The organism is Pseudomonas sp. S37 (assembly GCF_016658545.1).
Classification (GTDB): Bacteria; Pseudomonadota; Gammaproteobacteria; order Pseudomonadales; family Pseudomonadaceae; genus Aquipseudomonas.
In genome coordinates, this window is sequence record NZ_JACVZC010000002.1 from 190,288 (window position 1) to 214,021 (window position 23,734).

A 23,734-nucleotide genomic window follows, 5' to 3' on the forward strand; every position below is an offset into this window, starting at 1 on the left:
GCCCATGAAGGCAGCGGTAATCCAGATGGTCAGCCAGGACGATGTGCTGGCCAACCTGCAACGTGCCGGCGCCCTGTTGCAGCAGGCTGCACTGGGCGGTGCGCGGCTGGCGGTGCTGCCGGAAAACTTTGCCGCCATGGGCCGCAAGGACGCCGCCGCCATAGGCCGTGCCGAAGCCTTGGGTGAAGGGCCGATCCTGCCATGGTTGAAACGCACCGCCCGCGACCTCAAGTTATGGATAGTCGCCGGCACCTTGCCCTTGCCGCCGGTCGGCCAGCCCGACGCCAAGGCCCATGCCTGTTCGCTGCTGATCGATGAACACGGCGAGGTGGTGGCACGCTATGACAAGCTGCACCTGTTCGACGTGGACGTAACCGACAACCGCGGTCGCTACCGTGAGTCGGATGACTACGCCCATGGCGCGCAGGTGGTGGTGGCGGACACGCCAGTCGGGCGGCTGGGCTTGAGCGTGTGTTACGACCTGCGCTTCCCCGAGCTTTACAGCGCGCTGCGTGCAGCCGGCGCGGAATTGATCACCGCACCGGCGGCCTTTACTGCAGTGACCGGGGCGGCACATTGGGAGGTGCTGGTGCGCGCCCGGGCCATCGAAACCCAGTGCTACCTGCTGGCGGCGGCACAGGGCGGCACCCACCCAGGCCCACGGGAAACCCATGGCCATGCGGCGATCGTCGACCCTTGGGGGCGTATCGTGGCAGAACAGGCGCGAGGCGAAGCGGTATTGCTCGCCGAGCGCGACATTGATGAACAGGCGTCCATCCGGGCGCGCATGCCGGTGGTATCGCACCGGCGCTTTTTCTCGCAGGGCGCGTTGCGGCCTGCGCACACCTCGGAGTGACTATGAGCCAGATGTTATCCACCGTCAGTGAGCAGCTCCTGGCCCCAGGCGGCTTGACCCTGGACAGCCTGCAGAGCGTGCTGGGTGAGTTGGCCGGCCCCGGTATCGATGCTGCCGACCTGTATTTCCAGGGGCAGATCTCGGAAACCTGGGCCCTGGAAGACGGCATCGTCAAAGAGGGCAGTTTCAACCTCGACCAAGGCGTTGGCGTGCGCGCCCAGTCCGGTGAAAAAACCGGCTTCGCCTACAGCAATGCCATCAACCTCGAAGCGCTGACCTCGGCAGCCCGCGCTGCCCGTTCGATTTCCCGTGCCGGGCAGAATGGCACGGTACAGGCTTTCCGCAGCCAGGAAGTGACCGCGCTGTATGCCGCGGACAACCCGCTCGATGTGCTCAGCCGTGCCGAAAAGGTCGAGCTGCTCAAGCGTGTCGATGCTGCCACCCGCGCGCTCGACCCACGTATCCAGCAGGTCAGCGTGAGCATGGCCGGGGTCTGGGAGCGCATCCTGATTGCTGCCGCCGATGGCAGCCTGGCCGCCGATGTGCGCCCGCTGGTGCGCTTCAACGTCAGCGTCATCGTCGAGCAGAACGGCCGCCGCGAGCGCGGCGGGCAGGGCGGTGGCGGGCGTACCGACTACCGCTTCTTCACCGAAGAGCGGGTGATGGGCTATGCCCGCGAGGCATTGCGCCAGGCACTGGTGAATCTGGAAGCGATCCCGGCACCGGCCGGTACCTTGCCGGTGGTGCTGGGTTCGGGCTGGTCGGGCGTGCTGCTGCACGAGGCCGTCGGCCATGGCCTGGAAGGTGACTTCAACCGCAAGGGCAGTTCGGCGTTCAGTGGCCGCATTGGCGAAAAAGTGGCATCGAGCCTGTGCACCATCGTTGATGACGGCACCCTCGAAGGCCGCCGTGGCTCGCTGAGCGTGGACGACGAAGGCACCCCGACCGAGTGCACCACGCTGATCGAAAACGGCGTGCTCAAGGGCTACATGCAAGACAAGCTGAACGCGCGCCTGATGGGCATGGCAGTCACCGGCAACGGCCGCCGCGAATCTTACGCGCACCTGCCGATGCCACGCATGACCAACACCTACATGCGTGCAGGCGAAAGCGACCCGGAGGAAATCATCCGTTCGGTGAAAAAAGGCATCTACTGCGCCAACCTCGGTGGCGGCCAGGTGGATATCACCAGCGGCAAGTTCGTGTTCTCGACCAGTGAGGCGTACCTGATCGAAGACGGCAAGATCACCGCACCAGTGAAGGGCGCGACCCTGATCGGCAATGGTCCGGAGGCGATGAGCCGGGTATCGATGGTCGGTAACGACCTGGCGCTGGACAGCGGGGTAGGGACGTGTGGCAAGGACGGGCAATCGGTACCGGTCGGGGTGGGGCAGCCTACCTTGAAGCTGGATGCGATTACCGTGGGCGGTACCGGGGCGTGATGATCCTGGGGGCCGTTGTGGGAGCGGGCTTGCCCGCTCCCACAGGGTCCCGGTCTGTCAGCGCAAGCCGCGCTGCAGCTCGTCGAGGTCGCGGATGTACTTGAACACCTTGCGCGCGGCAGCCGGCGGTTTGTTCCGTGCCTTTTCGTGCTGGGCATGGCGCACCAGCGAGCGCAGCTGCTGGCGGTCGGTGTCGGGGTACTCGTTGACGAAGCGCTCAAGGTCTTCGTCGGTACCGTCGATCAACCGGTCGCGCCAGCGCTCCAGGCCGTGGAAGCGTTCGTTGTACTGGCGGGTCGAGCTGTCCATCTGCTCGAGCAAGGCGTGGATGGCATCCAGGTCCTGTACGCGCATCAGCTTGCCGACAAACGACATGTGGCGTTTGCGGGCACCATGAGCGGTGTGCTTGCTGGCCTCGGCCAGGGCCTTGCGCAGCTCGTCGGTCAACGGCAGGCGCGCCAGGGTGTCGGCCTTGAGCGTGGTAAGGCGCTCGCCGAGTTCGACCAGCGCATGCAGCTCGCGCTTGATCTGGGTTTTGCTTTTTTCGCCGTCGAAGGCGTCGTCGTTTGAATCAACCATGGTGGCAGTCCGCTAGAAATCGCCGCCATGATAACCAGTCGGGGGCCAATTGTCCGGCCCGCCGAGCGCAGAATTTGAGTGGAGAGAACCATGAGTGCAGTCCAGAGCGTAGGTCCGAAAGACCTGCCAGCATTGCAGGAGCAGGTCGAGGCGATCATCGCCGAGGCGCGCCGCCAGGGGGCCAGTGCCTGCGAAGTGGCCGTGTCGCTGGAGCAGGGCCTGTCCACCACGGTACGCCAGCGCGAGGTCGAAACGGTCGAGTTCAACCGCGACCAGGGCTTTGGCATCACCCTCTACGCTGGCCAGCGCAAAGGCTCGGCCAGCACCTCGGCCAGTGGCCCGGAAGCGATCCGCGAAACCGTCGCCGCCGCCCTGGCGATAGCCAGGCATACCTCCGAGGACGAATGTTCAGGCTTGGCCGACGCGGCACTGATGGCCCGTGAAATCCCGGACCTGGACCTGTATCACGATTGGGATATCGAGCCCGAAAAGGCCATCGAAATGGCCCTCGCCTGCGAGGCGGCGGCGTTCGACGCCGACCCGCGCATCCTCAATGCCGATGGCACCACCCTCAATACCCACCAGGGCTGCCGCGTGTATGGCAACAGCCACGGTTTCATCGGCGGCTACGCCTCGACCCGGCACAGCCTGAGCTGTGTGATGATCGCCGAAGGCGACGGGCAGATGCAGCGCGACTACTGGTACGACGTGAACCGCCAGGGCAACCTGCTGGCCGACCCGCGCAGCATTGGCGTGCGCGCTGCCCAGCGTGCCGCCAGCCGCCTTGGCGCGCGGCCGGTGCCGACCTGCGAGGTGCCGGTGCTGTTCTCGGCCGAGCTGGCCGGTGGCCTGTTCGGCAGCTTCCTGTCGGCCATCTCCGGCGGCAACCTGTACCGCAAGTCGTCGTTCCTTGAGGGCACCATTGGCCAGCGCCTGTTCCCTTCCTGGCTGACCCTCGACGAGCGCCCTCACATTCCGCGCGCGCTGGGCAGCGCCGCGTTCGACGGCGATGGCCTTGCCACCTACGCCAAGCCGTTCGTCGACAAAGGCGAGCTGGTGTCGTACCTGCTGGGCACTTATTCCGGGCGCAAGCTTGGGCTACCGAGCACGGCCAACTCGGGCGGTGTGCACAACCTGTTCGTCAGCCATGGTGTCGAAGACCAGGCTGCACTGATCCGCCGCATGGGCCGAGGGCTGCTGGTGACCGAGCTGATGGGGCATGGGCTGAACATGGTGACCGGGGATTATTCCCGGGGTGCGGCAGGGTTCTGGGTCGAGAATGGCGAGATTCAGCACGCGGTGCAGGAAGTGACCATTGCCGGCAATATGAAGGATATGTTCCAGCAGATTGTCGCGATTGGCAGCGATCTTGAAACCCGCAGCAATATCCATACAGGTTCGGTCCTGATCGAGCGGATGACGGTGGCAGGTAGCTGATCGTTAACCTGCTCTGGCCTCTTCGCGGGTGAACCCGCTCCCACAGGTACCGCACAGGCATCAGACCTTGCGCGGCCCATGTGGGAGCGGGTTTACCCGCGAAGAGGCCAGCACTGACACCGCAAATTTTTCTGCAATATCGAAGACCCGGCCCCCACGCCGGGTTTTTTATTCATCACCTTTCTCTTGAAGTGATTCTGTTTATCACTTAATAATGAATATCATTATCCAGTAACCCGGCGATGATGTTCATGAAACCCGTCCTCCGCGAACTGCCCTACCTGGAAAACTGGCGCTGGCTCAGCCGGCGCATCCGCTGCGCGCTCGAACCCGACGAGCCGCGCCTGATCGAGCATTACCTGGCCGAAGGCCGCTACCTGGTGTGCTGCACCGAAACCTCGCCATGGACGGTGGCACTGACCGCTTTCCGCCTGCTGCTGGATACCGCCTGCGACCGCATGCTGCCCTGGCATTGGCGCTGCCTGTGCCTGGACCAGGCCTGGCGCCCGTTGCTGGACTTGCGCAACCTCGACCGCCAGGAACAGAACGACCGCTGGCAGACCTACGCCCTGCAGTTGGCCAATTGCCGCCTGCTGCCGTCGATTTCCCCCGATGAACTGATGCAAGGATTTGATGATGAGTGATACCCGTATCGAGCGCGACAGCATGGGTGAACTGCAGGTGCCGGCCCAGGCCCTGTACGGCGCCCAGACCCAGCGCGCGGTCGACAACTTCCCGATCAGCGGCCAGCGCATGCCGGCCCAGTTCATTCGCGCCTTGCTGCTGGCCAAGGCCGCTGCGGCCAAAGCCAACATTGAGCTGGAGCAACTGTCTGCCGGGCAGGGCCAGGCCATCGTCAAGGCCGTCGAGCAACTGCTGGCCGAGGATTTCATCCAGCACTTCCCGGTGGATGTGTTCCAGACCGGTTCCGGCACCAGCTCGAACATGAACGCCAACGAAGTGATCGCCACCCTGGCCAGCCGTGTGCTGGGCGAGGCGGTCAATGCCAATGACCACGTCAACTGTGGCCAGAGCAGCAACGACATTATCCCCACCACCATTCACGTCAGTGCCGCGCTGGCCTTGCACGAGCAACTGTTGCCGGCGCTGAGCCACCTGGTACAGGTGATCGAGACCAAATCGGCGCAGGTACATCAGTACGTGAAGACCGGCCGTACCCACCTGATGGATGCCATGCCGGTGCGCATGAGCCAGGTGCTGGATGGCTGGGCAGCGCAGATCAACGGTGCCAAGGCACATATCGAAGCCACCTTGCCGAGCCTGCAGGCGCTGGCCCAGGGTGGTACCGCCGTGGGGACCGGCATCAATGCCCACCCCCAGTTCGCTGCCGGTTTCGCCCGCCAGCTCAGCGGCCTGACCAAGGTCGAGTTCACGCCAGGGCAGAACCTGTTCGCCCTGATCGGCTCGCAGGACACCGCCGTGGCCCTGTCCGGCCAGCTCAAGACCACCGCCGTGGCGCTGATGAAAATCGCCAACGACTTGCGCTGGATGAACTCCGGCCCGCTCGCAGGCCTGGGTGAAATCGAACTGCAAGGGCTGCAACCGGGCTCTTCGATCATGCCTGGCAAGGTCAACCCGGTGATCCCGGAGGCCACCGCCATGGTCGCCGCCCAGGTGATCGGCAACGACGCCACCATCGCCATTGCGGGCCAGTCCGGCAACTTCGAGCTGAACGTGATGCTGCCGGTGATTGCCCGCAACCTGCTGGAAAGCATCGAGCTGATGGCCAACGTCAGCCGCCTGTTGGCTGACAAGGCCATTGCCAGCTTCAAGGTCAACGAGGGCAAGCTCAAGGAAGCCCTGGCACGCAACCCGATCCTGGTTACGGCACTGAACCCGATCATCGGCTACCTGAAGGCCGCCGAAATCGCCAAGACCGCTTACAAGCAGGGCCGCCCGATCATCGATGTGGCGCTGGAGCACACCGACCTGTCGCGTGACCAGCTGGAAGCCCTGCTGGACCCGGAGAAACTCACCGCCGGCGGTATCTGACCCTGCGTCACCGCTGAGGAGGCAACCATGCAGCACTGGAAACGCACCACGGAAACCGCCAATCGCCTGTTCGAACAGGGCGAGCTGGTCGATGCCCGGGAACACTACCTGCAAGCCCTGGCGCTGGCCCAGGTGTTGTTCGAGCGCTGGCATGACGTCGACGAAGCGGTGGCGGCTTTCGTCATCGCCCACCACAACCTGGCCGACCTGCACCTGCGCCTCAACCAGCCGCAGGAAAGCGCCGATTACCTGTGCGCCGCGCATCAGCGGCTGCTGCAGGCCAGCCAGGAGGCGCGCTTGCCGCAGGCGCTGCGTGACGCCGCCTTGCGCCACAGTGGGCGTACCTACACCGAACTGCTCAGTTTCATCGCCGAGTACGGCCAGTACCCGCGTACCGAACGCCTGCTCAACCGCCACAGTGCCGGGGCCAGCGAACTCGCTGCCCAGCCGGGTGTGGCACCTGGAACCCAAACCTACGGAATTCACTGACATGCCCCATACCTTGCCTGCATTGCCTTACGCCTATGACGCGCTGGAGCCGCACATCGACGCCCAGACCATGGAAATTCACCACACCAAGCACCACCAGACCTACGTCAACGGCCTCAATGCTGCCGTCGAAGGCACCGAATGGGCCGAATGGCCGGTGGAAAAACTGGTTGGTGCCGTCAAACAGCTGCCGGAAAACCTCCGTGGCGCGGTGACCAACCACGGCGGCGGGCACGCCAACCACAGCCTGTTCTGGACCGTGATGTCGCCGCAGGGCGGCGGTGAGCCTGTAGGTCAGCTGGCACAAGCCGTAACGGCGCAACTGGGTGGTTTCGAGGCATTCAAGGAGGCCTTCACCAAGGCCGCACTGACGCGTTTCGGCAGCGGTTGGGCCTGGCTCAGCGTGACCCCGCAGAAAACCCTGGTGGTGGAGAGCAGCGGCAACCAGGACAGCCCGCTGATGCATGGCAACACGCCGATCCTCGGTCTGGACGTTTGGGAGCATGCCTACTACCTGAAGTATCAGAACCGCCGGCCGGAATACATTGGCGCCTTCTACAACGTCATTGACTGGGCGGAAGTGGAACGCCGTTACCTCGAAGCCCTGAAGTGAGTCGGACCGGTATGCGCTCAGAGGTGATGTCTGTCAGCAGTGTGCGCCTGTTCCGTCTGGCGCTTGGGACTTTGCTGTTGCTGGCTGGCACCGCGCTGCTGGCGGCGCGTGGCCTCGCCTGGCTGGACCTGGAGCCGCGCATGCTGCGCGCCCTGGAGGGCGGCGCTTTATGCGCACTGGGCACGGCGCTGGGCGCAGTACCGGTACTGGTAATTCGCAACATGCCGGTGGCGCTGGCCGATACCCTGCTGGGCTTCGGCGCCGGGGTGATGCTGGCAGCGACCGCGTTTTCCCTGATCATTCCGGGGCTGGATGCAGCCCAGGCCATCGGCTTCAGCCCATGGGGGGCGGGTGGCCTGATCAGTTTCGGCCTGATGTTCGGTGCACTGTGCCTGTTCCTGGTCGACCTCAAGGTCTCCGGCGCCTCGCCGGAAGCGCTGGTCGGCAGCGAGAACCAGCCGGTGATTGCCGCGCGCATCTGGCTGTTCGTCATTGCCATCATTGCCCACAACATCCCCGAAGGCATGGCCATCGGCGTGTCGGCCGGTGGTGGCATGGCCGACGCCGACAGCCTGGCCATGGGCATCGCCTTGCAGGATGTTCCCGAGGGGCTGGTGATAGCACTGGTGCTGGCGGGGGCGGGCATGCCGCGCTTCAAGGCTTTCCTGATCGGCGCGGCTTCAGGCCTGGTCGAGCCGGTGGCTGCGGTGATTTGTGCCTGGCTGGTGAATGTTGCCGAGCTCTTGCTGCCGCTGGGCCTGGCCTGCGCGGCGGGGGCGATGCTGCTGGTGGTGACCCAGGAAATCATCCCCGAATCGCGCAGTAACGGCCATCACCGCCTGGCCAGCCTGGGGCTGTGTATCGGCTTCTGCCTGATGATGGTGATGGATACGGCGATGTCCTGATTTTTCATCAGGTTTGCGCGCTTCCTGTAGGAGCGGCCTTGTGTCCCGAAAGGGCCGCAAAGCGGCCCCAGCAATAGGTGATTTGTTGCAGAAATCCTGGGGCTGCTTTGCAGCCCTATCGCGACACAAGGCCGCTCCTACATGGACCGTGCAGGGTTTTATTCGCCTTCGTCGAAGAAGTTGTTGATCAGCTCGACCAGCGCATCCATGGCATCGGTGTCCTGTTCACCTTCGGTATGCAGGTGCACCTGGGTGCCTTTGCCTGCTGCCAGCATCATCACCGCCATGATGCTCTTGCCATCCACCAGTTTGTCCGGCGCGCGACCCACCCGCACCTGGCAGGGGAAGCGGCCGGCCACGCCGACGAACTTGGCTGCCGCCCGGGCATGCAGGCCCAGCTTGTTGATGATGGTGATTTCGCGGGCGGGCATGGTGGGGCGGATCCTTGGGCTAGAGGTCGCGGTGGCGAACCTGGACGTTTTTCAGGGACTGTTGCAGCAACTGGCCGAGGCGTTCGGTGATGTACACCGAGCGGTGGTGGCCACCGGTACAGCCAATGGCAATGGTGACGTAGGCGCGGTTGCTGGCGGCGAAGCGGGGGAGCCATTTGAGCAGGTAGCTGGAAATGTCGTTGAACATGTCTTCGACATCCGGTTGCGTGGCCAGGTAGTCGATCACCGGTTGTTCCAGGCCGGAGTGTTCACGCAGTTCGGGCTTCCAGTACGGGTTGGGCAGGCAGCGTACATCGAATACCAGGTCGGCATCGACCGGCATCCCGCGCTTGAAACCGAACGACTCGACCAGAAACGCGGTGCCGGGCTCGGGCTTGTTGAGCAGGCGCAACTTGATCGAATCACGCAGCTGGTAAAGGTTCAGGCTGGTGGTGTCGATTTTCAGGTCGGCCAGGTCGGCGATCGGCCCCAGCAGCTCGCTTTCAACACGGATGGCCTCTGCCAGCGAGCGGTCGGCATTGGTCAGCGGGTGGCGGCGGCGGGTTTCCGAAAAACGCTTGAGCAGGGTGTCTTCATCGGCATCCAGGTACAGCACGTCGCACTTGATGTGGCGGGCGCGGGCCTCCGAGAGCAGCTCGGGGAAGCGCGACAGGTGGCTGGGCAGGTTGCGTGCGTCGATCGAGACGGCCACCTTGGGTTGCAGCAGTTCGGTGTTGATCAGCGCATTTTCCGCCAGCTGCGGCAGCAGCCCGGCGGGCAGGTTGTCAATGCAATAGAAACCATTGTCTTCCAGGACATCGAGGGCGGTGCTCTTGCCGGAGCCGGACCGGCCGCTAACGATGATCAGGTGCATGTTCAGTGCTCGTTCTGTACGTCCAGGACTACCTGGAACAGGGCCTCGTTGCTGGTGGCCGCACGCAGGCGATCACGGACGTCCTTGCGATCGAGCATGCTGGCAATCTGGCGCAGCAGTTCCAGATGGGCATCGGTGGCGGCTTCAGGCACCAGCAGGACGAACAGCAGGTCTACCGGTGCGCCATCGATGGCATCGTAATCGATGGGTGCTTCCAGGTGCAGCAGGGCGCTGACTGGCGCGGAACAGCCTTCAAGCCGGCAGTGCGGAATGGCGATGCCATTGCCAAAACCGGTCGAACCGAGTTTTTCCCGGGCGACCAGTTTTTCGAAGACGTCTTGCATCTCCAGTTCGGGCACTTGTTCGGCGATGACGGTGGCGACCTTTTCAAGGGCGCGCTTCTTGCTGCCGCCCGGCACGTTCACGAGGGAACGGCCGGGGGTCAGGATGGTTTCAAGTCGGATCATGGATGAGGGGGATCAGCGGGCAGCTGCACCTTGCAGCAGGCTTTGCTGTTTTTCCTTGTGTTTTTTCAGTTGGCGGTCGAGCTTGTCGGCCAAGGCGTCGATCGCTGCATACATGTCTTCGTGTTCGGCGTTGGCTACCACTTCGCCGCCGGGAATCTGCAGGGTCGCCTCGACCTTCTGTTGCAGCTTCTCGACCTTCATGATGACCTGCACGTTGGTGATCTTGTCGAAGTGACTCTCCACGCGGGCGAGCTTTTCAAGCACGTAATCGCGCAGTGGCTGGGTGACTTCTACATGCTGTCCACTGATATTGACTTGCATACAGCTTCTCCTTTGTTGCCCGTGCATAAAGAGGCAGGTCTTGCACCTGCCCCACAAACGCTGTGGCACATCTCAGGGGCTACATCAGTCGCTTGCGCTCGCTCGACGGTGCGATGCCGAGGGACTCGCGGTACTTGGCGACGGTGCGACGGGCTACCTGGATGCCTTGTGCCTCCAGTAAACCAGCGATCTTGCTGTCACTCAATGGCTTTTTCTGATTTTCCGCTGCAACCAGTTTCTTGATGATCGCGCGGATCGCCGTAGACGAGCATTCTCCGCCTTCGGAGGTGCTGACGTGGCTGGAGAAAAAGTATTTCAGTTCGTAGATGCCACGCGGCGTGTGCATGTATTTTTGCGTGGTTACCCGCGAAATGGTCGACTCGTGCATGCCTACCGCTTCGGCAATGTCATGCAGTACCAGCGGCTTCATTGCTTCGTCGCCATGGTCGAGGAAGCCGCGCTGGTGCTCGACGATCTGCGTGGCGACCTTCATCAGGGTTTCGTTACGGCTTTGCAGGCTTTTGATGAACCAGCGCGCTTCCTGTAGCTGGTTACGCATGAAGGTGTTGTCGGCGCTGGTGTCGGCGCGACGCACGAAACCGGCGTACTGCGGGTTGACGCGCAGGCGCGGGATGGCTTCCTGGTTCAGCTCCACCAGCCAGCGCTCGCTATCCTTGCGCACGATGACGTCAGGCACCACGTACTCGGGTTCGCTGGATTCGATCTGTGAGCCGGGCCGAGGGTTGAGGCTTTGCACCAGTTCGATGACCTGACGCAACTCGTCTTCCTTGATTTTCATGCGGCGCATCAGCTGGCTGTAGTCGCGGCTGCCGAGCAAATCGATGAAATCGCTGACCAGGCGCTTGGCCTCGGCCATCCACGGGGTGCTGGCGGGCAGCTGGCGCAGTTGCAGCAACAGGCATTCGCCGAGGGTGCGGGCACCGACACCGGCCGGTTCGAACTGCTGGATGCGGTGCAGTACTGCCTCGACCTCGTCCAGCTCGATATCCAGCTCCGGGTCGAAGCCGGCGCAGATTTCCTCGAGGGTGTCTTCGAGGTAGCCCTGGCCGTTGATGCTGTCGATCAGGGTGACGGCGATCAGGCGGTCGGTGTCGGACATCGGCGCCAGGTTCAGCTGCCACAGCAGATGGCTTTGCAGGCTTTCGCCGGCCGATGTGCGGGTGGTGAAGTCCCACTCGTCGTCATCGTTGCTCGGCAGGCTGCTGGCGCTGGTCTGGTAGATGTCTTCCCAGGCGGTATCGACCGGAAGCTCGTTGGGGATGCGCTCGCTCCATTCACCGTCTTCCAGGTTGTCGGCACTGGCAGTGCTTTCCTGGAAGCTGTTGTCCTGGACTTCGGCGGCCGGCTTGTTCTCGGCGTTGTCCGCCATCGGGTCGCTGTTGTCGAAGTCGTCGCCGTCTTCCTGACGTTCGAGCATCGGGTTCGACTCCAGCGCTTCCTGGATTTCCTGTTGGAGGTCCAGGGTGGAAAGCTGGAGCAGGCGGATGGCCTGTTGCAACTGCGGTGTCATCGTCAGTTGCTGGCCCATTTTTAGGACGAGCGATGGTTTCATGGCTGGGGCTTAATACCTTGTTCGCCGGCGCGCATGCGCCATCCACTACACGAGGGCGCCGAAGCGCCAGATCAAGCAAGTTTTATGCCTTAAATTGTAGCGTTTGCCTAGAGTACGTAACAACTTTACCCCCTGGTGTCGGGGCTTTTAGCCAGTACTCCAGGCGCGTGCCGGGTCAGAGCCGGAACTCGTGACCCAGGTAAACCTCTTTGACCAGTTCGTTAGCCAGAATGGTTTCGGCGTCACCTTCGGCGATCAGCCGGCCATCGTTGACGATGTAGGCGGTTTCGCAGATATCCAGGGTCTCGCGCACGTTGTGGTCGGTGATCAGTACGCCGATACCCTTGGCCTTGAGGTGGTGGATGATCTGCTTGATGTCACCGACCGAGATCGGGTCGACACCGGCAAACGGTTCGTCCAGCAGGATGAACTTGGGTGCGGTCGCCAGGGCGCGGGCAATCTCGACGCGGCGGCGTTCGCCACCGGACAGGCTCATGCCAAGGTTGTCGCGGATATGGCTGATGTGGAACTCCTGCAGCAGGCTTTCCAGTTCCTTGCGCCGGCCGTCGCGGTCGAGCTCCTTGCGGGTCTCGAGGATGGCCATGATGTTGTCGGCCACCGACAGCTTGCGAAAGATCGAGGCTTCCTGCGGCAGGTAGCCGATACCGGCGCGGGCGCGGCCATGCATGGGCTGGTGGCTGACGTCGAGGTTGTCGATCAGTACGCGACCCTGCTCGGCCTGGACCAGGCCGACGATCATGTAGAAGCAGGTTGTCTTGCCGGCACCGTTGGGGCCAAGCAAGCCGACGATCTGGCCGCTGTCGATCGACAGGCTGACATCACGCACGACCTGGCGCCCTTTGTAGCTTTTGGCCAGGTGCTGGGCTTTGAGGGTTGCCATTTACTCGGCCTTCTTCTTGGGCTGGATCACCATGTCGATACGCTGACGTGGCTGGGTCACGTTGCCACCACGGCCGGCGGTTGCCACCTGCGACTTGGTGTTGTAGACGATCTTCTCGCCTTCGGTGGTGTTGCCCTCGTTCTCGACCTTGGCGCGGTCGGTGAGGATCACGGTGTCTTTCTGCGCCTGGTACTGGATGGTCACGGCCCAGCCTTTCATCTTGTCGGGCTTGGCGGCGCTCTGCTGCTGCTCGAAGTAGGCCAGGTTGCCAACCGAGGTGACCACGTCGATGTCGCCGTTGGCGGCGCGGGTCATGGTCACGGTGTTGCCTTTGATCATCATCGAGCCTTGGGTGATGATCACGTCACCGGTGTAGGTCGCGACACCCTGCTTGTCGTCCAGATGCGCGTTGTCGGCCTGGATGCGGATCGGCTGGTCACGGTCATTCGGCAGGGCGAAGGCGCTCGCGCTTCCCAGTGCTGCGCTCAGGCTGAGCAAAAGGGGGAGGGTTTTAACGAGCCTCATACTGTCCTCTTACGTTAGAGAGCAAGTCCATCTTGCCTTCTTTCAAATACGCTTTCATGCCCTTGCCCGTGGTTGTGCCACCGGCGCCGTCGATTCTAACGGCTTGCTCGGTCTGCGCATATTGCTTCTGCGGGAATACGGTCATGCGTGAGCTGGTGATAATGGTATCGCGCTGCTTTTCGTCGGTGCGGGCAACGCGTACCTGGTTGATCAGTTCGACTTCGCTGCCGTCCGGGCTTACCTCGGCGCGCTCGCTCTGGACGTGCCAGGGGTACTCGGTGCCGCGGTACATGTGCAGGTTCGGCGTGGTCACCAGGGTCACTTCAGTGGCCTTCAGGTGCTCGACCTTGTCAGCGGTCATTTCGTACTGCAGCTTGCCGTCCGGCAAGAACTGCACGCTATGCGCGTTGATCGCATAGTAGTCGATGGCGCTTTCATCGACCTGCGCCACAGGCTGGTCGAGGAAACTTTCCGGGCTGACATTCCAGTAGCCGATGGCTGCGAGCACGGCGGCGATGACCGCCAGCAGCGCGATATTGCGGACTTTCTTGCTGAACATGGGCAGCCTTACAGGTAGTTGGCGTTGGCAGAATCCAGGGTGCCCTGGGCCTGCATGATCAGTTCGCAGAATTCGCGGGCAGCGCCTTCGCCGCCACGTGCCTGGGTCACGCCATGGGCGTGCTGGCGAACGAAGGGCGCGGCATTGGCCACTGCCATGCCCAGGCCGACCCGGCGAATCACCGGCAGGTCTGGCAGGTCGTCGCCAAGGTAGGCGACTTGTTCATAGCTTAGGCCGAGTTCAGCGAGCAGGCCGTCAAGCACCACCAATTTGTCTTCGCGGCCCTGATAAAGGTGCGGGATGCCGAGGTTTCTGGCCCGGCGTTCGACCACCGGGGTCTTGCGCCCGCTGATGATCGCGGTGGTCACGCCCGATGCCATGAGCATCTTGATGCCCTGGCCGTCGAGGGTGTTGAAGGTCTTGAACTCGCTGCCGTCTTCAAGGAAGTACAGGCGGCCATCGGTCAGGACGCCGTCGACATCGAACACCGCCAGTTTGATGGCCTTGCCACGTTGCATGAGGTTCTGGCTCATCACATTACTCCGGCACGCAACAGGTCGTGCATGTTCAGGGCGCCGGTTGGCCGGTCTTCCTGGTCGACGACCACCAGTGCGTTGATCTTGTGGTCTTCCATGATTTTCAGGGCCTCGGCGGCGAGCATCTCGGCGCGGGCAGTCTTGCCGTGTACGGTCATCACCTGGTCGATCAGCGTGGTGTGCACGTCGATGTTGCGGTCCAGGCTGCGGCGCAGGTCGCCGTCGGTGAAAATCCCGGCCAGCTTGCCATCCGCTTCGAGGACGGCGGTCATGCCCAGGCCCTTGCGTGACATTTCCAGCAGTGCGTCCTTGAGCAGCGTGCCGCGCAGCACCTTGGGCAACTCGTCGCCGGCATGCATGACATGCTCGACCTTCAGCAGCAGGCGCCGCCCAAGTGCACCGCCCGGGTGCGAAAAGGCGAAGTCTTCGGCCGTGAAGCCGCGGGCTTCGAGCAGGGCAATGGCCAGCGCGTCACCCAGCGCCAGAGCTGCGGTGGTCGAGGAGGTGGGGGCAAGGTTCAGCGGGCAAGCCTCCTGTGCGACCCGGGCATCGAGGTTGACCTCTGCCGCCTGGGCCAGGGTGGAATCCGGGTTGCCGGTGAGGCTGATGAGCGTGATGCCCAGGCGCTTGATCAACGGCAGCAGCGTGACGATCTCGGCCGTGCTGCCCGAGTTGGACAGCGCCAGGATGATATCGTTGCGGGTGATCATGCCCATGTCGCCATGGCTGGCTTCGGCCGGGTGCACGAAGAATGCCGGTGTGCCGGTGCTGGCCAGGGTGGCGGCGATCTTGTTGCCGATATGCCCGGACTTGCCCATGCCGAGCACGATCACCCGGCCCTGGCTGGCCAGGATCAGTTTGCAGGCTTTGACAAAATGCTTGTCGATGCGCGCCAGCAGGCCCTCGACGGCCTCGAGTTCCAGGCGCACGGTGCGCTGCGCGGATTGAATCAGCTCGCTGGATTGGCTCATGTCGATAAAGCAATGCCTGATGAAAAGGCGGCGATTATAGCCGCAATGAAAGAAACCCTCACCTTTTCCATTAGCCTCGCAATGCCCCCAATGCCTGTCTCAGAGCTGAACGAAGCCTGCATGGCCTTGGGGAGGCGTGCTGAGCGGTGCTATAGTTCGCCGCTATTCGGCCTGCCTGGGGCGTGTGTGCCTTCCGGATGGAGGCCGGCGTCCATAAGGACGAGGCTGCATTAGCAAGGAGTCTAGATGAGTGTGGATAGCGCCTACGCGGTCGAGTTGAAGGGGGTAACCTTCAAACGCGGTTCGCGCAGCATTTTCAGCAACGTCGACATTCGCATCCCGCGCGGCAAGGTCACCGGCATCATGGGGCCATCGGGTTGCGGCAAGACCACGTTGCTCCGCCTGATGGGTGCGCAGTTGCGCCCCACCAGCGGTGAGGTATGGGTTGCCGGCCAGAACCTGCCGACGCTGTCGCGCAGTGACCTGTTCGATGCCCGCAAGCAGATGGGGGTGCTGTTCCAGAGCGGCGCGCTGTTCACCGACCTCGATGTGTTCGAGAACGTCGCTTTCCCGCTGCGCGTGCATACCCAGCTGTCGGATGAAATGATTCGTGACATCGTGTTGATGAAGTTGCAGGCCGTGGGCCTGCGCGGTGCTATCGACCTGATGCCCGACGAGCTGTCCGGTGGCATGAAGCGCCGCGTGGCGCTGGCACGGGCAATTGCGCTTGACCCGCAGATCCTCATGTACGACGAACCGTTCGTCGGCCAGGACCCGATCGCCATGGGGGTGCTGGTACGCCTGATCCGTCTGCTCAACGATGCCCTGGGTATCACCAGCATCGTGGTTTCCCATGACCTGGCAGAAACCGCCAGCATCGCCGACTACATCTACGTGGTAGGTGACGGCCAGGTGCTGGGCCAGGGCACGCCCGATGAGCTGATGGGCTCGGACAACCCACGGATTCGCCAGTTCATGAAGGGCGACCCGGATGGCCCGGTACCCTTCCACTTTCCCGCGCCTGATTACCGCGCCGACCTGCTGGGGGCGCGTTGATGCGCAGAAAATCCTTACTCGAACGCGTCCGCCTGCTGGGCCGTTCGGCCATCGACGTGCTGGCGGTGCTGGGTCGTTCCTGCCTGTTCCTGTTCCATGCGCTGGTCGGTCGCGGTGGCATTGGCGGCGGCTTCCAGCTGCTGACCAAGCAGCTGTACTCGGTAGGTGTGCTGTCGCTGGCAATCGTTGTCGTGTCCGGGGTGTTCATCGGCATGGTGCTGGCGCTGCAGGGCTACAGCATCCTGACCAAGTACGGTTCCGAGCAGGCAGTAGGGCAGATGGTTGCCCTGACCCTGCTGCGTGAGCTTGGCCCGGTGGTGACGGCGTTGCTGTTCGCCGGCCGTGCCGGTTCTGCGCTGACTGCCGAAATCGGCAACATGAAATCCACCGAGCAGCTGTCGAGCCTGGAAATGATCGGCGTCGACCCGCTCAAGTACATCGTTGCGCCACGCCTGTGGGCCGGTTTCATCTCGCTGCCGCTGCTGGCGCTGATTTTCAGCGTGGTCGGTATCTGGGGGGGCTCTTGGGTCGCAGTGGACTGGCTGGGCGTTTACGAAGGCTCGTTCTGGGCCAACATGCAGAACAGTGTTTCTTTCACTGACGACGTGCTCAATGGGCTGATCAAGAGCCTGGTGTTCGCTTTCGTCTCGACCTGGATTGCCGTATTCCAGGGGTACGACTGTGAGCCCACCTCAGAAGGGATCAGCCGTGCCACCACCAAGACCGTGGTCTATGCCTCGTTGGCAGTGCTGGGTCTGGACTTTATTCTGACCGCCTTGATGTTTGGAGATTTCTGATGCAAAACCGCACCCTGGAAATCGGTGTCGGCCTGTTCCTCCTGGCCGGGATCCTGGCGCTGCTGCTGCTGGCCCTGCGTGTCAGCGGGCTGTCGGCCAGCCCGAGCAGCGATACCTATAAAGTTTATGCCTACTTCGACAATATCGCCGGTTTGACGGTCAGAGCTAAAGTGACCATGGCCGGTGTGACCATCGGCAAGGTCACCGCCATCGATCTGGACCGTGATTCCTACACCGGTCGGGTGACGTTGCAGCTGGACAAGTCGGTGGACAACCTGCCGACCGACTCCACGGCCTCGATCCTGACCGCCGGTTTGCTTGGCGAGAAGTACATCGGCATCAGCGTGGGCGGTGAAGAAGAGGTGCTCAAGGAGGGTGCGACCATCCATGACACCCAGTCGGCACTGGTGCTGGAAGATCTGATTGGCAAGTTCCTGCTCAACTCCGTTGGCAAGGAACCGAAAGAAGCGCAACCGGCTAATTAAGGAGTTTCCATGATTTCGATCCTGCGACGTGGCCTGCTGGTTCTGCTGGCGGCTTTCCCCTTGATGGCACTGGCCGCGCAGTCGCCGCACGACGTGGTGCAGAGCACCACCACCGAGCTGTTGGGTGAGCTCAAGGCCAACAAGGAACAGTACAAGGCCAACCCGCAAGCGTTCTACGACACCCTTGACCGGATCCTCGCGCCGGTGGTCGATGCCGACGGTATTTCCAGAAGCATCATGACCGTCAAGTACTCGCGCAAGGCCACGCCCGAGCAGATGCAGCGCTTCCAGGAAAACTTCAAGCGCAGCCTGTTCCAGTTCTACGGTAACGCGCTGCTGGAGTACAACAACCAGGGCATCACCGTCGACCCGGCCAAGGCCGATGACGGCAAGCGCGCCTCCGTAGGCATGAAGGTCACCGGCAACAATGGCGCCGTGTACCCGGTGCAGTACACCCTGGAAAACCTGGGTGGCGAATGGAAAGTGCGTAACGTGATCGTCAACGGCATCAACATCGGCAAGCTGTTCCGCGACCAGTTCGCCGATGCCATGCAGCGCAACGGCAACAACCTGGACAAGACCATCGACGGCTGGGCCGGCGAAGTGGCCAAGGCCAAGCAGGCTGCCGACAGCTCGCCAGAGAAGACCGTCAAATGAGTGAGGCCGCCGTGAGCATGGCCGAGCCGGGCGTGCTGCGCCTGGCCGGTGTGCTGGACTACCGCAGCGGCCCGGCCCTGCGCAAACAGGGCAAGGCACTGATCGACAGTTCGCGCGAGCCACGCCTGGTGCTTGATTGCTCGGCGGTCGAAAAGTCGTCGAGCGTCGGCCTGTCGTTGTTGCTTGCGTACATTCGCGATGGCCTGGCCACCGGCAAAGCGTGCGAAGTACGCGGGATGCCTGACGACATGCGGGAAATTGCCGAGGTCTACGACCTCGATGAAGTGCTGGCAACTTAATGGCTAGGCACGGATGATGGCCCCTCGGTCAGCGAAGCCCTCGTTGGGCTTCGCAGGCGAGGGGCTTTTTTGTATGATGGCCGACCCGTGCGCATCGGGCGCCGATTGAGGTTGAGCATGCAGGCCGTAGAAGTTAAAAGCTTCCTTGAAGAGAAATTGCCGGGTTCCCGGGTCGAAGTTGAAGGCGAAGGCTGCAACTTCCAGTTGAACGTGATCAGCGATGAGTTGGCCGGCCTGAGCCCGGTCAAACGTCAGCAGGCGATCTATGCTCACCTGAATCCGTGGATCGCCAATGGCAGCATCCATGCGGTAACCATGAAATTTTTCAGCAGCGCAGCCTGGGCTGAGCGCACCTGAGCCAACGTGGCGGCGAGACTCCAATGGACAAACTGATTATTACTGGCGGCCCTCGTCTTGATGGCGAGATCCGCATTTCGGGCGCGAAAAACGCAGCCCTGCCGATTCTGGCGGCGACCCTGCTGGCCGATGGCCCGGTCACCGTGGGCAACCTGCCGCACCTGCACGACATCACCACCATGATCGAGCTGTTCGGGCGCATGGGCATCGAGCCTGTGATCGACGAAAAGCTGGCGGTGGAGATCGACCCACGCACCATCAAGACCCTGGTCGCGCCTTACGAACTGGTCAAGACCATGCGCGCGTCGATCCTGGTGCTGGGCCCGATGGTTGCCCGTTTCGGCGAGGCCGAAGTGGCCCTGCCTGGCGGTTGCGCCATTGGTTCGCGCCCGGTCGACCTGCACATCCGTGGCCTCGAAGCCATGGGCGCGAAGATCGAGGTCGAAGGCGGCTACATCAAGGCCAAGGCGCCTGAAGGTGGCCTGCGCGGTGCGCACTTCTTCTTCGATACCGTCAGCGTGACCGGTACCGAGAACATCATGATGGCCGCTGCCCTGGCCAAAGGCCGCAGCGTGCTGCAGAACGCTGCGCGTGAGCCGGAAGTGGTCGACCTGGCCAACTTCATCAATGCCATGGGCGGCAAGGTTCAAGGCGCGGGTACCGACACTATCACCATCGATGGCGTCGAGCGCCTGGCTTCGGCCACCTACCGCGTGATGCCGGACCGTATCGAGACCGGTACCTACCTGGTCGCCGCTGCCGTGACCGGTGGTCGCGTGAAGGTCAAGGACACCGACCCGACCATCCTTGAAGCCGTACTGGAAAAACTCAAGGAAGCCGGTGCCGACATCACCACCGGTGAAGACTGGATCGAGCTGGACATGCACGGCAAGCGGCCAAAAGCCGTCAACCTGCGTACCGCGCCGTACCCGGCATTCCCGACCGACATGCAGGCGCAGTTCATTTCGCTGAACGCCATTGCCGAAGGCACAGGCGCAGTGATCGAGACCATCTTCGAAAACCGCTTCATGCACGTTTACGAAATGCACCGCATGGGCGCACAGATCCAGGTTGAAGGCAACACCGCCATCGTCACCGGCGTCCCGACGCTCAAGGGTGCTCCGGTCATGGCCACCGACCTGCGTGCTTCGGCCAGCCTGGTACTGTCGGCACTGGTTGCCGAAGGCGATACCCTGATCGATCGCATCTACCACATCGACCGTGGTTACGAGTGCATCGAAGAGAAACTGCAGATGCTCGGCGCGAAAATCCGCCGTGTACCGGGCTAGTAGCCCGCTGGCACAAGGATGTGCCATTCGAATTGAATGCGGTCGGGCTGTAGCAGCCCGGCCGGCAGTAGCCGCTTAAGGACCGACGTTCCAATGTTGACCATCGCGCTTTCCAAAGGCCGTATTCTCGACGATACCTTGCCGTTGCTGGCCGAGGCCGGCATCGTGCCGACCGAGAACCCGGACAAGAGCCGCAAACTGATCATCCCTACCACGCAGGATGACGTGCGCCTGCTGATCGTGCGTGCCACCGACGTGCCGACCTATGTCGAGCATGGTGCCGCTGACCTTGGTGTGGCTGGCAAGGACGTGCTGATGGAGTACGGCGGCCAGGGCCTGTATGAACCGCTGGACCTGCAGATTGCCAAGTGCAAGCTGATGACCGCCGGTGCGGTCGGTGCGCCGGAGCCCAAGGGCCGCCTGCGCGTCGCCACCAAGTTCGTCAATGTGGCCAAGCGTTATTACGCCGAGCAGGGCCGCCAGGTCGACATCATCAAGCTGTATGGCTCGATGGAGCTGGCACCGCTGATCAACCTCGCCGACAAGATCATCGACGTGGTCGACACCGGCAACACCCTGCGCGCCAACGGCCTGGAACCCCAGGAACTGATCGCCACGATCAGCTCGCGCCTGGTGGTCAACAAAGCCTCCATGAAGATGCAGCACGCCCGCATCCAGAGCCTGATCGACACGCTGCGCAAAGCGGTCGATTCGCGACACCGCGGTTAAGTCCTGCGCGCGGCCTTCGCTGTCGCGCCCGTCTATCCGCGTCATAGCCATTTTTCTCGGGTGCCCGCGCGGATGGACTGGTAGCCTAGGGCGCCTGAGCATTCGCTAATAATCGAGGCCCTCGCCATGACCGTGTCCACTGCAATTGCCCGTCTCAACGCTGCTGATCCGGATTTCGCCCGACATCTGGATCATCTGCTGAGCTGGGAAAGTGTGTCCGATGACGCGGTCAACCAGCGCGTGCTAGACATCATCAAGGCCGTGCGCGAGCGCGGTGATGCGGCGCTGGTGGAATTCACCCAGCGTTTCGACGGTGTCGATGCCAAGTCGATTGATGACCTGATCCTCAATCGCGAGCGCCTGGAGCTGGCGCTGACCCGTATCACCCCGACCCAGCGCGAAGCCCTGGAAAAGGCCGCCAACCGTGTGCGCATTTACCACGAGCGGCAGAAGCAGGATTCCTGGCAGTATACCGAAGCCGATGGCACCGTATTGGGCCAGAAAGTTACCCCGCTGGACCGTGCCGGCCTGTATGTGCCGGGCGGCAAGGCATCTTACCCGTCCTCGGTCCTGATGAACGCCATCCCGGCCAAGGTTGCCGGCGTGACTGAAGTGGTGATGGTGGTGCCGACCCCGCGTGGCGAGGTCAACGAGCTGGTGCTGGCGGCTGCCTGCATCGCCGGTGTCGACCGGGTGTTCACCGTCGGTGGTGCCCAGGCCGTGGCGGCACTGGCTTATGGTACTGAAAGCGTGCCACAGGTGGACAAGATCGTCGGCCCCGGCAACATCTACGTTGCCACCGCCAAGCGCCATGTGTTCGGCCAGGTCGGCATCGACATGATCGCCGGCCCGTCGGAAATCCTTGTGGTGTGCGACGGCCAGACCGACCCGGACTGGATCGCCATGGACCTGTTCTCCCAGGCCGAGCACGACGAAGACGCCCAGGCCATCCTGGTCAGCCCGGATGCCGCGTTCCTCGACCGCGTTGCCGCCAGCATCGACAAGCTGCTGCCGACCATGGAGCGCGCCGAGATCATCGAGAAGTCGGTCAACGGCCGTGGCGCACTGATCCAGGTGCGCGACATGCAGCAGGCCATGGACGTCGCCAACCGCATCGCCCCGGAGCACCTGGAGCTGTCGGTGGCCGACCCGCAGGCCTGGTTGCCGCAGATTCGCCACGCCGGCGCGATCTTCATGGGGCGCCACACCAGCGAAGCGCTGGGTGACTACTGCGCTGGCCCCAACCACGTGCTGCCCACCTCCGGCACCGCGCGGTTTTCGTCGCCGCTGGGGGTGTATGACTTCCAGAAGCGTTCGTCGATCATTTTCTGCTCCGAGCAGGGCGCGTCCGAACTGGGCCACACGGCTTCGGTCCTGGCGCGGGGCGAGTCGCTGACTGCCCACGCCCGTAGCGCTGAATACCGTATCCTGACCCAAGAGAAGGGGAACTGAGCATGAGTCGATTCTGGAGCCCCTTCGTCAAGGACCTGGTGCCTTACGTGCCGGGCGAGCAGCCGAAACTGGCCCGCCTGGTCAAGCTGAACACCAACGAAAACCCTTATGGCCCGTCGCCCAAGGCGCTGGAAGCCATGCGTGCCGAGCTCAACGACAACCTGCGCCTGTACCCGGACCCGAACGGTGACCGGTTGAAGCAGGCTGTGGCCGAGTACTACGGCGTAACCCCGGCGCAAGTGTTTGTCGGCAACGGTTCGGACGAGGTGCTGGCGCACATCTTCCACGGTTTGTTCCAGCACGATGCCCCGCTGTTGTTCCCGGACATCAGCTACAGCTTCTATCCGGTCTATTGCGGGCTGTACGGCATTGCCTTCGAGCAGGTGGCGCTGGACGAGCAGTTTCAGATCCGCATTGAGGATTACAGCAAGTCCAACGCCGGCATCATTTTCCCCAACCCCAATGCGCCGACGGGCTGCCTGATGCCGCTGCAGGCGGTGGAGCAGTTGCTGCAGGCCAACCGCGATTCAGTGGTGGTGGTGGATGAGGCCTACATCGATTTCGGTGGCGAAACGGCCATCAGCCTGGTGGACCGCTACGACAACCTGCTGGTTACCCAGACCTTGTCGAAGTCGCGCTCGCTGGCAGGCCTGCGGGTTGGCCTGGCAGTCGGCCATCCCGACCTGATCGAGGCGCTGGAGCGGATCAAGAACAGCTTCAACTCCTACCCGCTGGACCGCGCGGCGATTGTCGGTGCAGCTGTCGCGTTCGAAGACCGCGCGTATTTCGAGGACACCTGCCGCAAGGTGATCGACAGCCGCGAGGCGTTGGTTGGGCAGTTGCAGGCCAAGGGCTTTGAAGTGTTGCCATCGGCAGCCAACTTCATCTTCGCCCGCCACCCGCAACAGGACGCCGCCGAACTGGCAGCGCGCCTGCGCGAGCAGGGCGTGATCGTGCGCCACTTCAAGCAGGCACGCATTGCCCAGTTCCTGCGCATCACCATCGGCACGCCGGAGATGAACCAGGCGCTGCTGGATGCATTGAACTGACGGCAACCTCTACTGCTGTTACGCGGTCCTTGTAGGAGCGGCCTTGTGTCGCGAAAGGGCCGCAAAGCGGCC

29 protein-coding genes are annotated in these 23,734 nt (G+C 62.8%); 18 read left to right on the top strand and 11 right to left on the bottom strand.

What is annotated here, in order from left to right:
* Nucleotides 1-4: 4 nt before the first annotated feature.
* A complete protein-coding gene (locus IAE39_RS01550) occupies nucleotides 5-856 on the top strand; it encodes a carbon-nitrogen hydrolase family protein (RefSeq protein WP_201198723.1) in 852 nt (283 codons plus the stop codon).
* A 2-nt stretch (nucleotides 857-858) separates the two neighbouring features.
* Nucleotides 859-2,298 carry a metalloprotease TldD gene (tldD, locus tag IAE39_RS01555; protein ID WP_201198729.1) on the top strand — a complete coding sequence of 480 codons (1,440 nt, stop codon included), beginning with the start codon at nucleotides 859-861 and terminating at the stop codon, nucleotides 2,296-2,298.
* A gap of 57 nt (nucleotides 2,299-2,355) precedes the next feature.
* Here the strand turns inward: tldD and yjgA are convergent, their stop codons facing one another.
* Nucleotides 2,356-2,877 carry a ribosome biogenesis factor YjgA gene (yjgA, locus tag IAE39_RS01560; RefSeq protein WP_201198730.1) on the bottom strand — a complete coding sequence of 174 codons (522 nt, stop codon included), beginning with the start codon at nucleotides 2,875-2,877 and terminating at the stop codon, nucleotides 2,356-2,358.
* Between the two features lie 90 nt (nucleotides 2,878-2,967).
* Here yjgA and pmbA point away from each other — a divergent pair, with 90 nt between their 5' ends.
* From pmbA to IAE39_RS01590, 6 genes are all read left to right on the top strand, one after another.
* Complete coding sequence (gene pmbA / locus IAE39_RS01565; protein ID WP_201198731.1) at nucleotides 2,968-4,314, top strand: metalloprotease PmbA; 1,347 nt, start codon at nucleotides 2,968-2,970, stop codon at nucleotides 4,312-4,314.
* Between the two features lie 242 nt (nucleotides 4,315-4,556).
* A complete protein-coding gene (locus tag IAE39_RS01570; RefSeq protein ID WP_201198733.1) occupies nucleotides 4,557-4,958 on the top strand; it encodes a FagA protein in 402 nt (133 codons plus the stop codon).
* A complete protein-coding gene (locus tag IAE39_RS01575; RefSeq protein WP_201198736.1) occupies nucleotides 4,951-6,327 on the top strand; it encodes a class II fumarate hydratase in 1,377 nt (458 codons plus the stop codon). Before IAE39_RS01570 ends, IAE39_RS01575 begins: the two co-directional genes overlap by 8 nt.
* Before the next feature lie 27 nt (nucleotides 6,328-6,354).
* The gene (locus IAE39_RS01580; protein ID WP_201198738.1) at nucleotides 6,355-6,816 is read left to right on the top strand and encodes a hypothetical protein; all 462 of its coding nucleotides are present in this window, start codon (nucleotides 6,355-6,357) and stop codon (nucleotides 6,814-6,816) included.
* A 1-nt stretch (nucleotide 6,817) separates the two neighbouring features.
* Nucleotides 6,818-7,429 (top strand): superoxide dismutase, encoded by a 612-nt coding sequence (locus IAE39_RS01585; protein ID WP_201198740.1) that lies wholly within the window; start codon nucleotides 6,818-6,820, stop codon nucleotides 7,427-7,429.
* 11 nt (nucleotides 7,430-7,440) lie between these two features.
* A complete protein-coding gene (locus IAE39_RS01590; protein ID WP_201198814.1) occupies nucleotides 7,441-8,334 on the top strand; it encodes a ZIP family metal transporter in 894 nt (297 codons plus the stop codon).
* 158 nt (nucleotides 8,335-8,492) lie between these two features.
* Here IAE39_RS01590 and IAE39_RS01595 read toward each other — a convergent pair whose 3' ends face one another.
* From IAE39_RS01595 to IAE39_RS01640, 10 genes are all read right to left on the bottom strand, one after another.
* Nucleotides 8,493-8,765, bottom strand: coding sequence for an HPr family phosphocarrier protein (locus IAE39_RS01595; protein ID WP_056795941.1), 273 nt, complete (start codon nucleotides 8,763-8,765; stop codon nucleotides 8,493-8,495).
* Nucleotides 8,766-8,784: 19 nt separating this feature from the next.
* A complete protein-coding gene (gene rapZ / locus IAE39_RS01600; RefSeq protein WP_201198743.1) occupies nucleotides 8,785-9,639 on the bottom strand; it encodes an RNase adapter RapZ in 855 nt (284 codons plus the stop codon).
* Nucleotides 9,640-9,641: 2 nt separating this feature from the next.
* The gene (gene ptsN / locus IAE39_RS01605) at nucleotides 9,642-10,106 is read right to left on the bottom strand and encodes a PTS IIA-like nitrogen regulatory protein PtsN (RefSeq protein ID WP_201198746.1); all 465 of its coding nucleotides are present in this window, start codon (nucleotides 10,104-10,106) and stop codon (nucleotides 9,642-9,644) included.
* A 12-nt stretch (nucleotides 10,107-10,118) separates the two neighbouring features.
* The gene (gene hpf, locus IAE39_RS01610; protein ID WP_003255135.1) at nucleotides 10,119-10,427 is read right to left on the bottom strand and encodes a ribosome hibernation-promoting factor, HPF/YfiA family; all 309 of its coding nucleotides are present in this window, start codon (nucleotides 10,425-10,427) and stop codon (nucleotides 10,119-10,121) included.
* A 79-nt stretch (nucleotides 10,428-10,506) separates the two neighbouring features.
* Nucleotides 10,507-12,000 (bottom strand): RNA polymerase factor sigma-54, encoded by a 1,494-nt coding sequence (locus IAE39_RS01615; RefSeq protein ID WP_201198748.1) that lies wholly within the window; start codon nucleotides 11,998-12,000, stop codon nucleotides 10,507-10,509.
* Between the two features lie 175 nt (nucleotides 12,001-12,175).
* Nucleotides 12,176-12,901, bottom strand: coding sequence for an LPS export ABC transporter ATP-binding protein (gene lptB, locus IAE39_RS01620; RefSeq protein WP_027595607.1), 726 nt, complete (start codon nucleotides 12,899-12,901; stop codon nucleotides 12,176-12,178).
* Complete coding sequence (lptA, locus tag IAE39_RS01625) at nucleotides 12,902-13,426, bottom strand: lipopolysaccharide transport periplasmic protein LptA (protein ID WP_029887549.1); 525 nt, start codon at nucleotides 13,424-13,426, stop codon at nucleotides 12,902-12,904.
* A complete protein-coding gene (gene lptC / locus IAE39_RS01630; protein ID WP_201198750.1) occupies nucleotides 13,413-13,985 on the bottom strand; it encodes an LPS export ABC transporter periplasmic protein LptC in 573 nt (190 codons plus the stop codon). Before lptC ends, lptA begins: the two co-directional genes overlap by 14 nt.
* Nucleotides 13,986-13,993: 8 nt before the next feature.
* Nucleotides 13,994-14,518, bottom strand: a complete 525-nt coding sequence (locus tag IAE39_RS01635) for a KdsC family phosphatase (protein ID WP_201198754.1) — start codon at nucleotides 14,516-14,518, stop codon at nucleotides 13,994-13,996.
* The gene (locus tag IAE39_RS01640; RefSeq protein WP_236548340.1) at nucleotides 14,518-15,492 is read right to left on the bottom strand and encodes a KpsF/GutQ family sugar-phosphate isomerase; all 975 of its coding nucleotides are present in this window, start codon (nucleotides 15,490-15,492) and stop codon (nucleotides 14,518-14,520) included. Before IAE39_RS01640 ends, IAE39_RS01635 begins: the two co-directional genes overlap by 1 nt.
* Before the next feature lie 246 nt (nucleotides 15,493-15,738).
* Between IAE39_RS01640 and IAE39_RS01645 the strand changes: the two genes are divergently transcribed.
* The 10 genes from IAE39_RS01645 (at nucleotide 15,739) to hisC (ending at nucleotide 23,662) form a co-directional block, all read left to right on the top strand.
* Entirely contained in the window at nucleotides 15,739-16,548 is an 810-nt protein-coding gene (locus IAE39_RS01645; RefSeq protein WP_201198759.1) for an ATP-binding cassette domain-containing protein, read from the top strand.
* Nucleotides 16,548-17,345: a lipid asymmetry maintenance ABC transporter permease subunit MlaE gene (gene mlaE, locus IAE39_RS01650; RefSeq protein ID WP_201198760.1), complete on the top strand. Its 798-nt coding sequence runs from the start codon at nucleotides 16,548-16,550 to the stop codon at nucleotides 17,343-17,345. Before IAE39_RS01645 ends, mlaE begins: the two co-directional genes overlap by 1 nt.
* Nucleotides 17,345-17,830 (top strand): outer membrane lipid asymmetry maintenance protein MlaD, encoded by a 486-nt coding sequence (gene mlaD, locus IAE39_RS01655; RefSeq protein ID WP_201198762.1) that lies wholly within the window; start codon nucleotides 17,345-17,347, stop codon nucleotides 17,828-17,830. The genes mlaE and mlaD overlap by 1 nt, the downstream gene beginning before the upstream one ends.
* A gap of 9 nt (nucleotides 17,831-17,839) precedes the next feature.
* A complete protein-coding gene (locus tag IAE39_RS01660) occupies nucleotides 17,840-18,487 on the top strand; it encodes an MlaC/ttg2D family ABC transporter substrate-binding protein (protein ID WP_201198775.1) in 648 nt (215 codons plus the stop codon).
* Entirely contained in the window at nucleotides 18,484-18,786 is a 303-nt protein-coding gene (locus IAE39_RS01665; protein WP_201198778.1) for an STAS domain-containing protein, read from the top strand. Before IAE39_RS01660 ends, IAE39_RS01665 begins: the two co-directional genes overlap by 4 nt.
* 117 nt (nucleotides 18,787-18,903) lie before the next feature.
* On the top strand, nucleotides 18,904-19,143 hold the full coding sequence (locus tag IAE39_RS01670) for a BolA family protein (protein ID WP_003255121.1): 240 nt from the start codon (nucleotides 18,904-18,906) through the stop codon (nucleotides 19,141-19,143).
* A gap of 23 nt (nucleotides 19,144-19,166) precedes the next feature.
* Nucleotides 19,167-20,432 (top strand): UDP-N-acetylglucosamine 1-carboxyvinyltransferase, encoded by a 1,266-nt coding sequence (murA, locus tag IAE39_RS01675; protein ID WP_201198789.1) that lies wholly within the window; start codon nucleotides 19,167-19,169, stop codon nucleotides 20,430-20,432.
* Between the two features lie 93 nt (nucleotides 20,433-20,525).
* A complete protein-coding gene (gene hisG / locus IAE39_RS01680; protein WP_201198796.1) occupies nucleotides 20,526-21,161 on the top strand; it encodes an ATP phosphoribosyltransferase in 636 nt (211 codons plus the stop codon).
* A 126-nt stretch (nucleotides 21,162-21,287) separates the two neighbouring features.
* A complete protein-coding gene (gene hisD / locus IAE39_RS01685) occupies nucleotides 21,288-22,613 on the top strand; it encodes a histidinol dehydrogenase (protein ID WP_201198804.1) in 1,326 nt (441 codons plus the stop codon).
* 2 nt (nucleotides 22,614-22,615) lie between these two features.
* Nucleotides 22,616-23,662: a histidinol-phosphate transaminase gene (gene hisC / locus IAE39_RS01690; protein ID WP_201198805.1), complete on the top strand. Its 1,047-nt coding sequence runs from the start codon at nucleotides 22,616-22,618 to the stop codon at nucleotides 23,660-23,662.
* The last annotated feature ends 72 nt before the right edge of the window (nucleotides 23,663-23,734 follow it).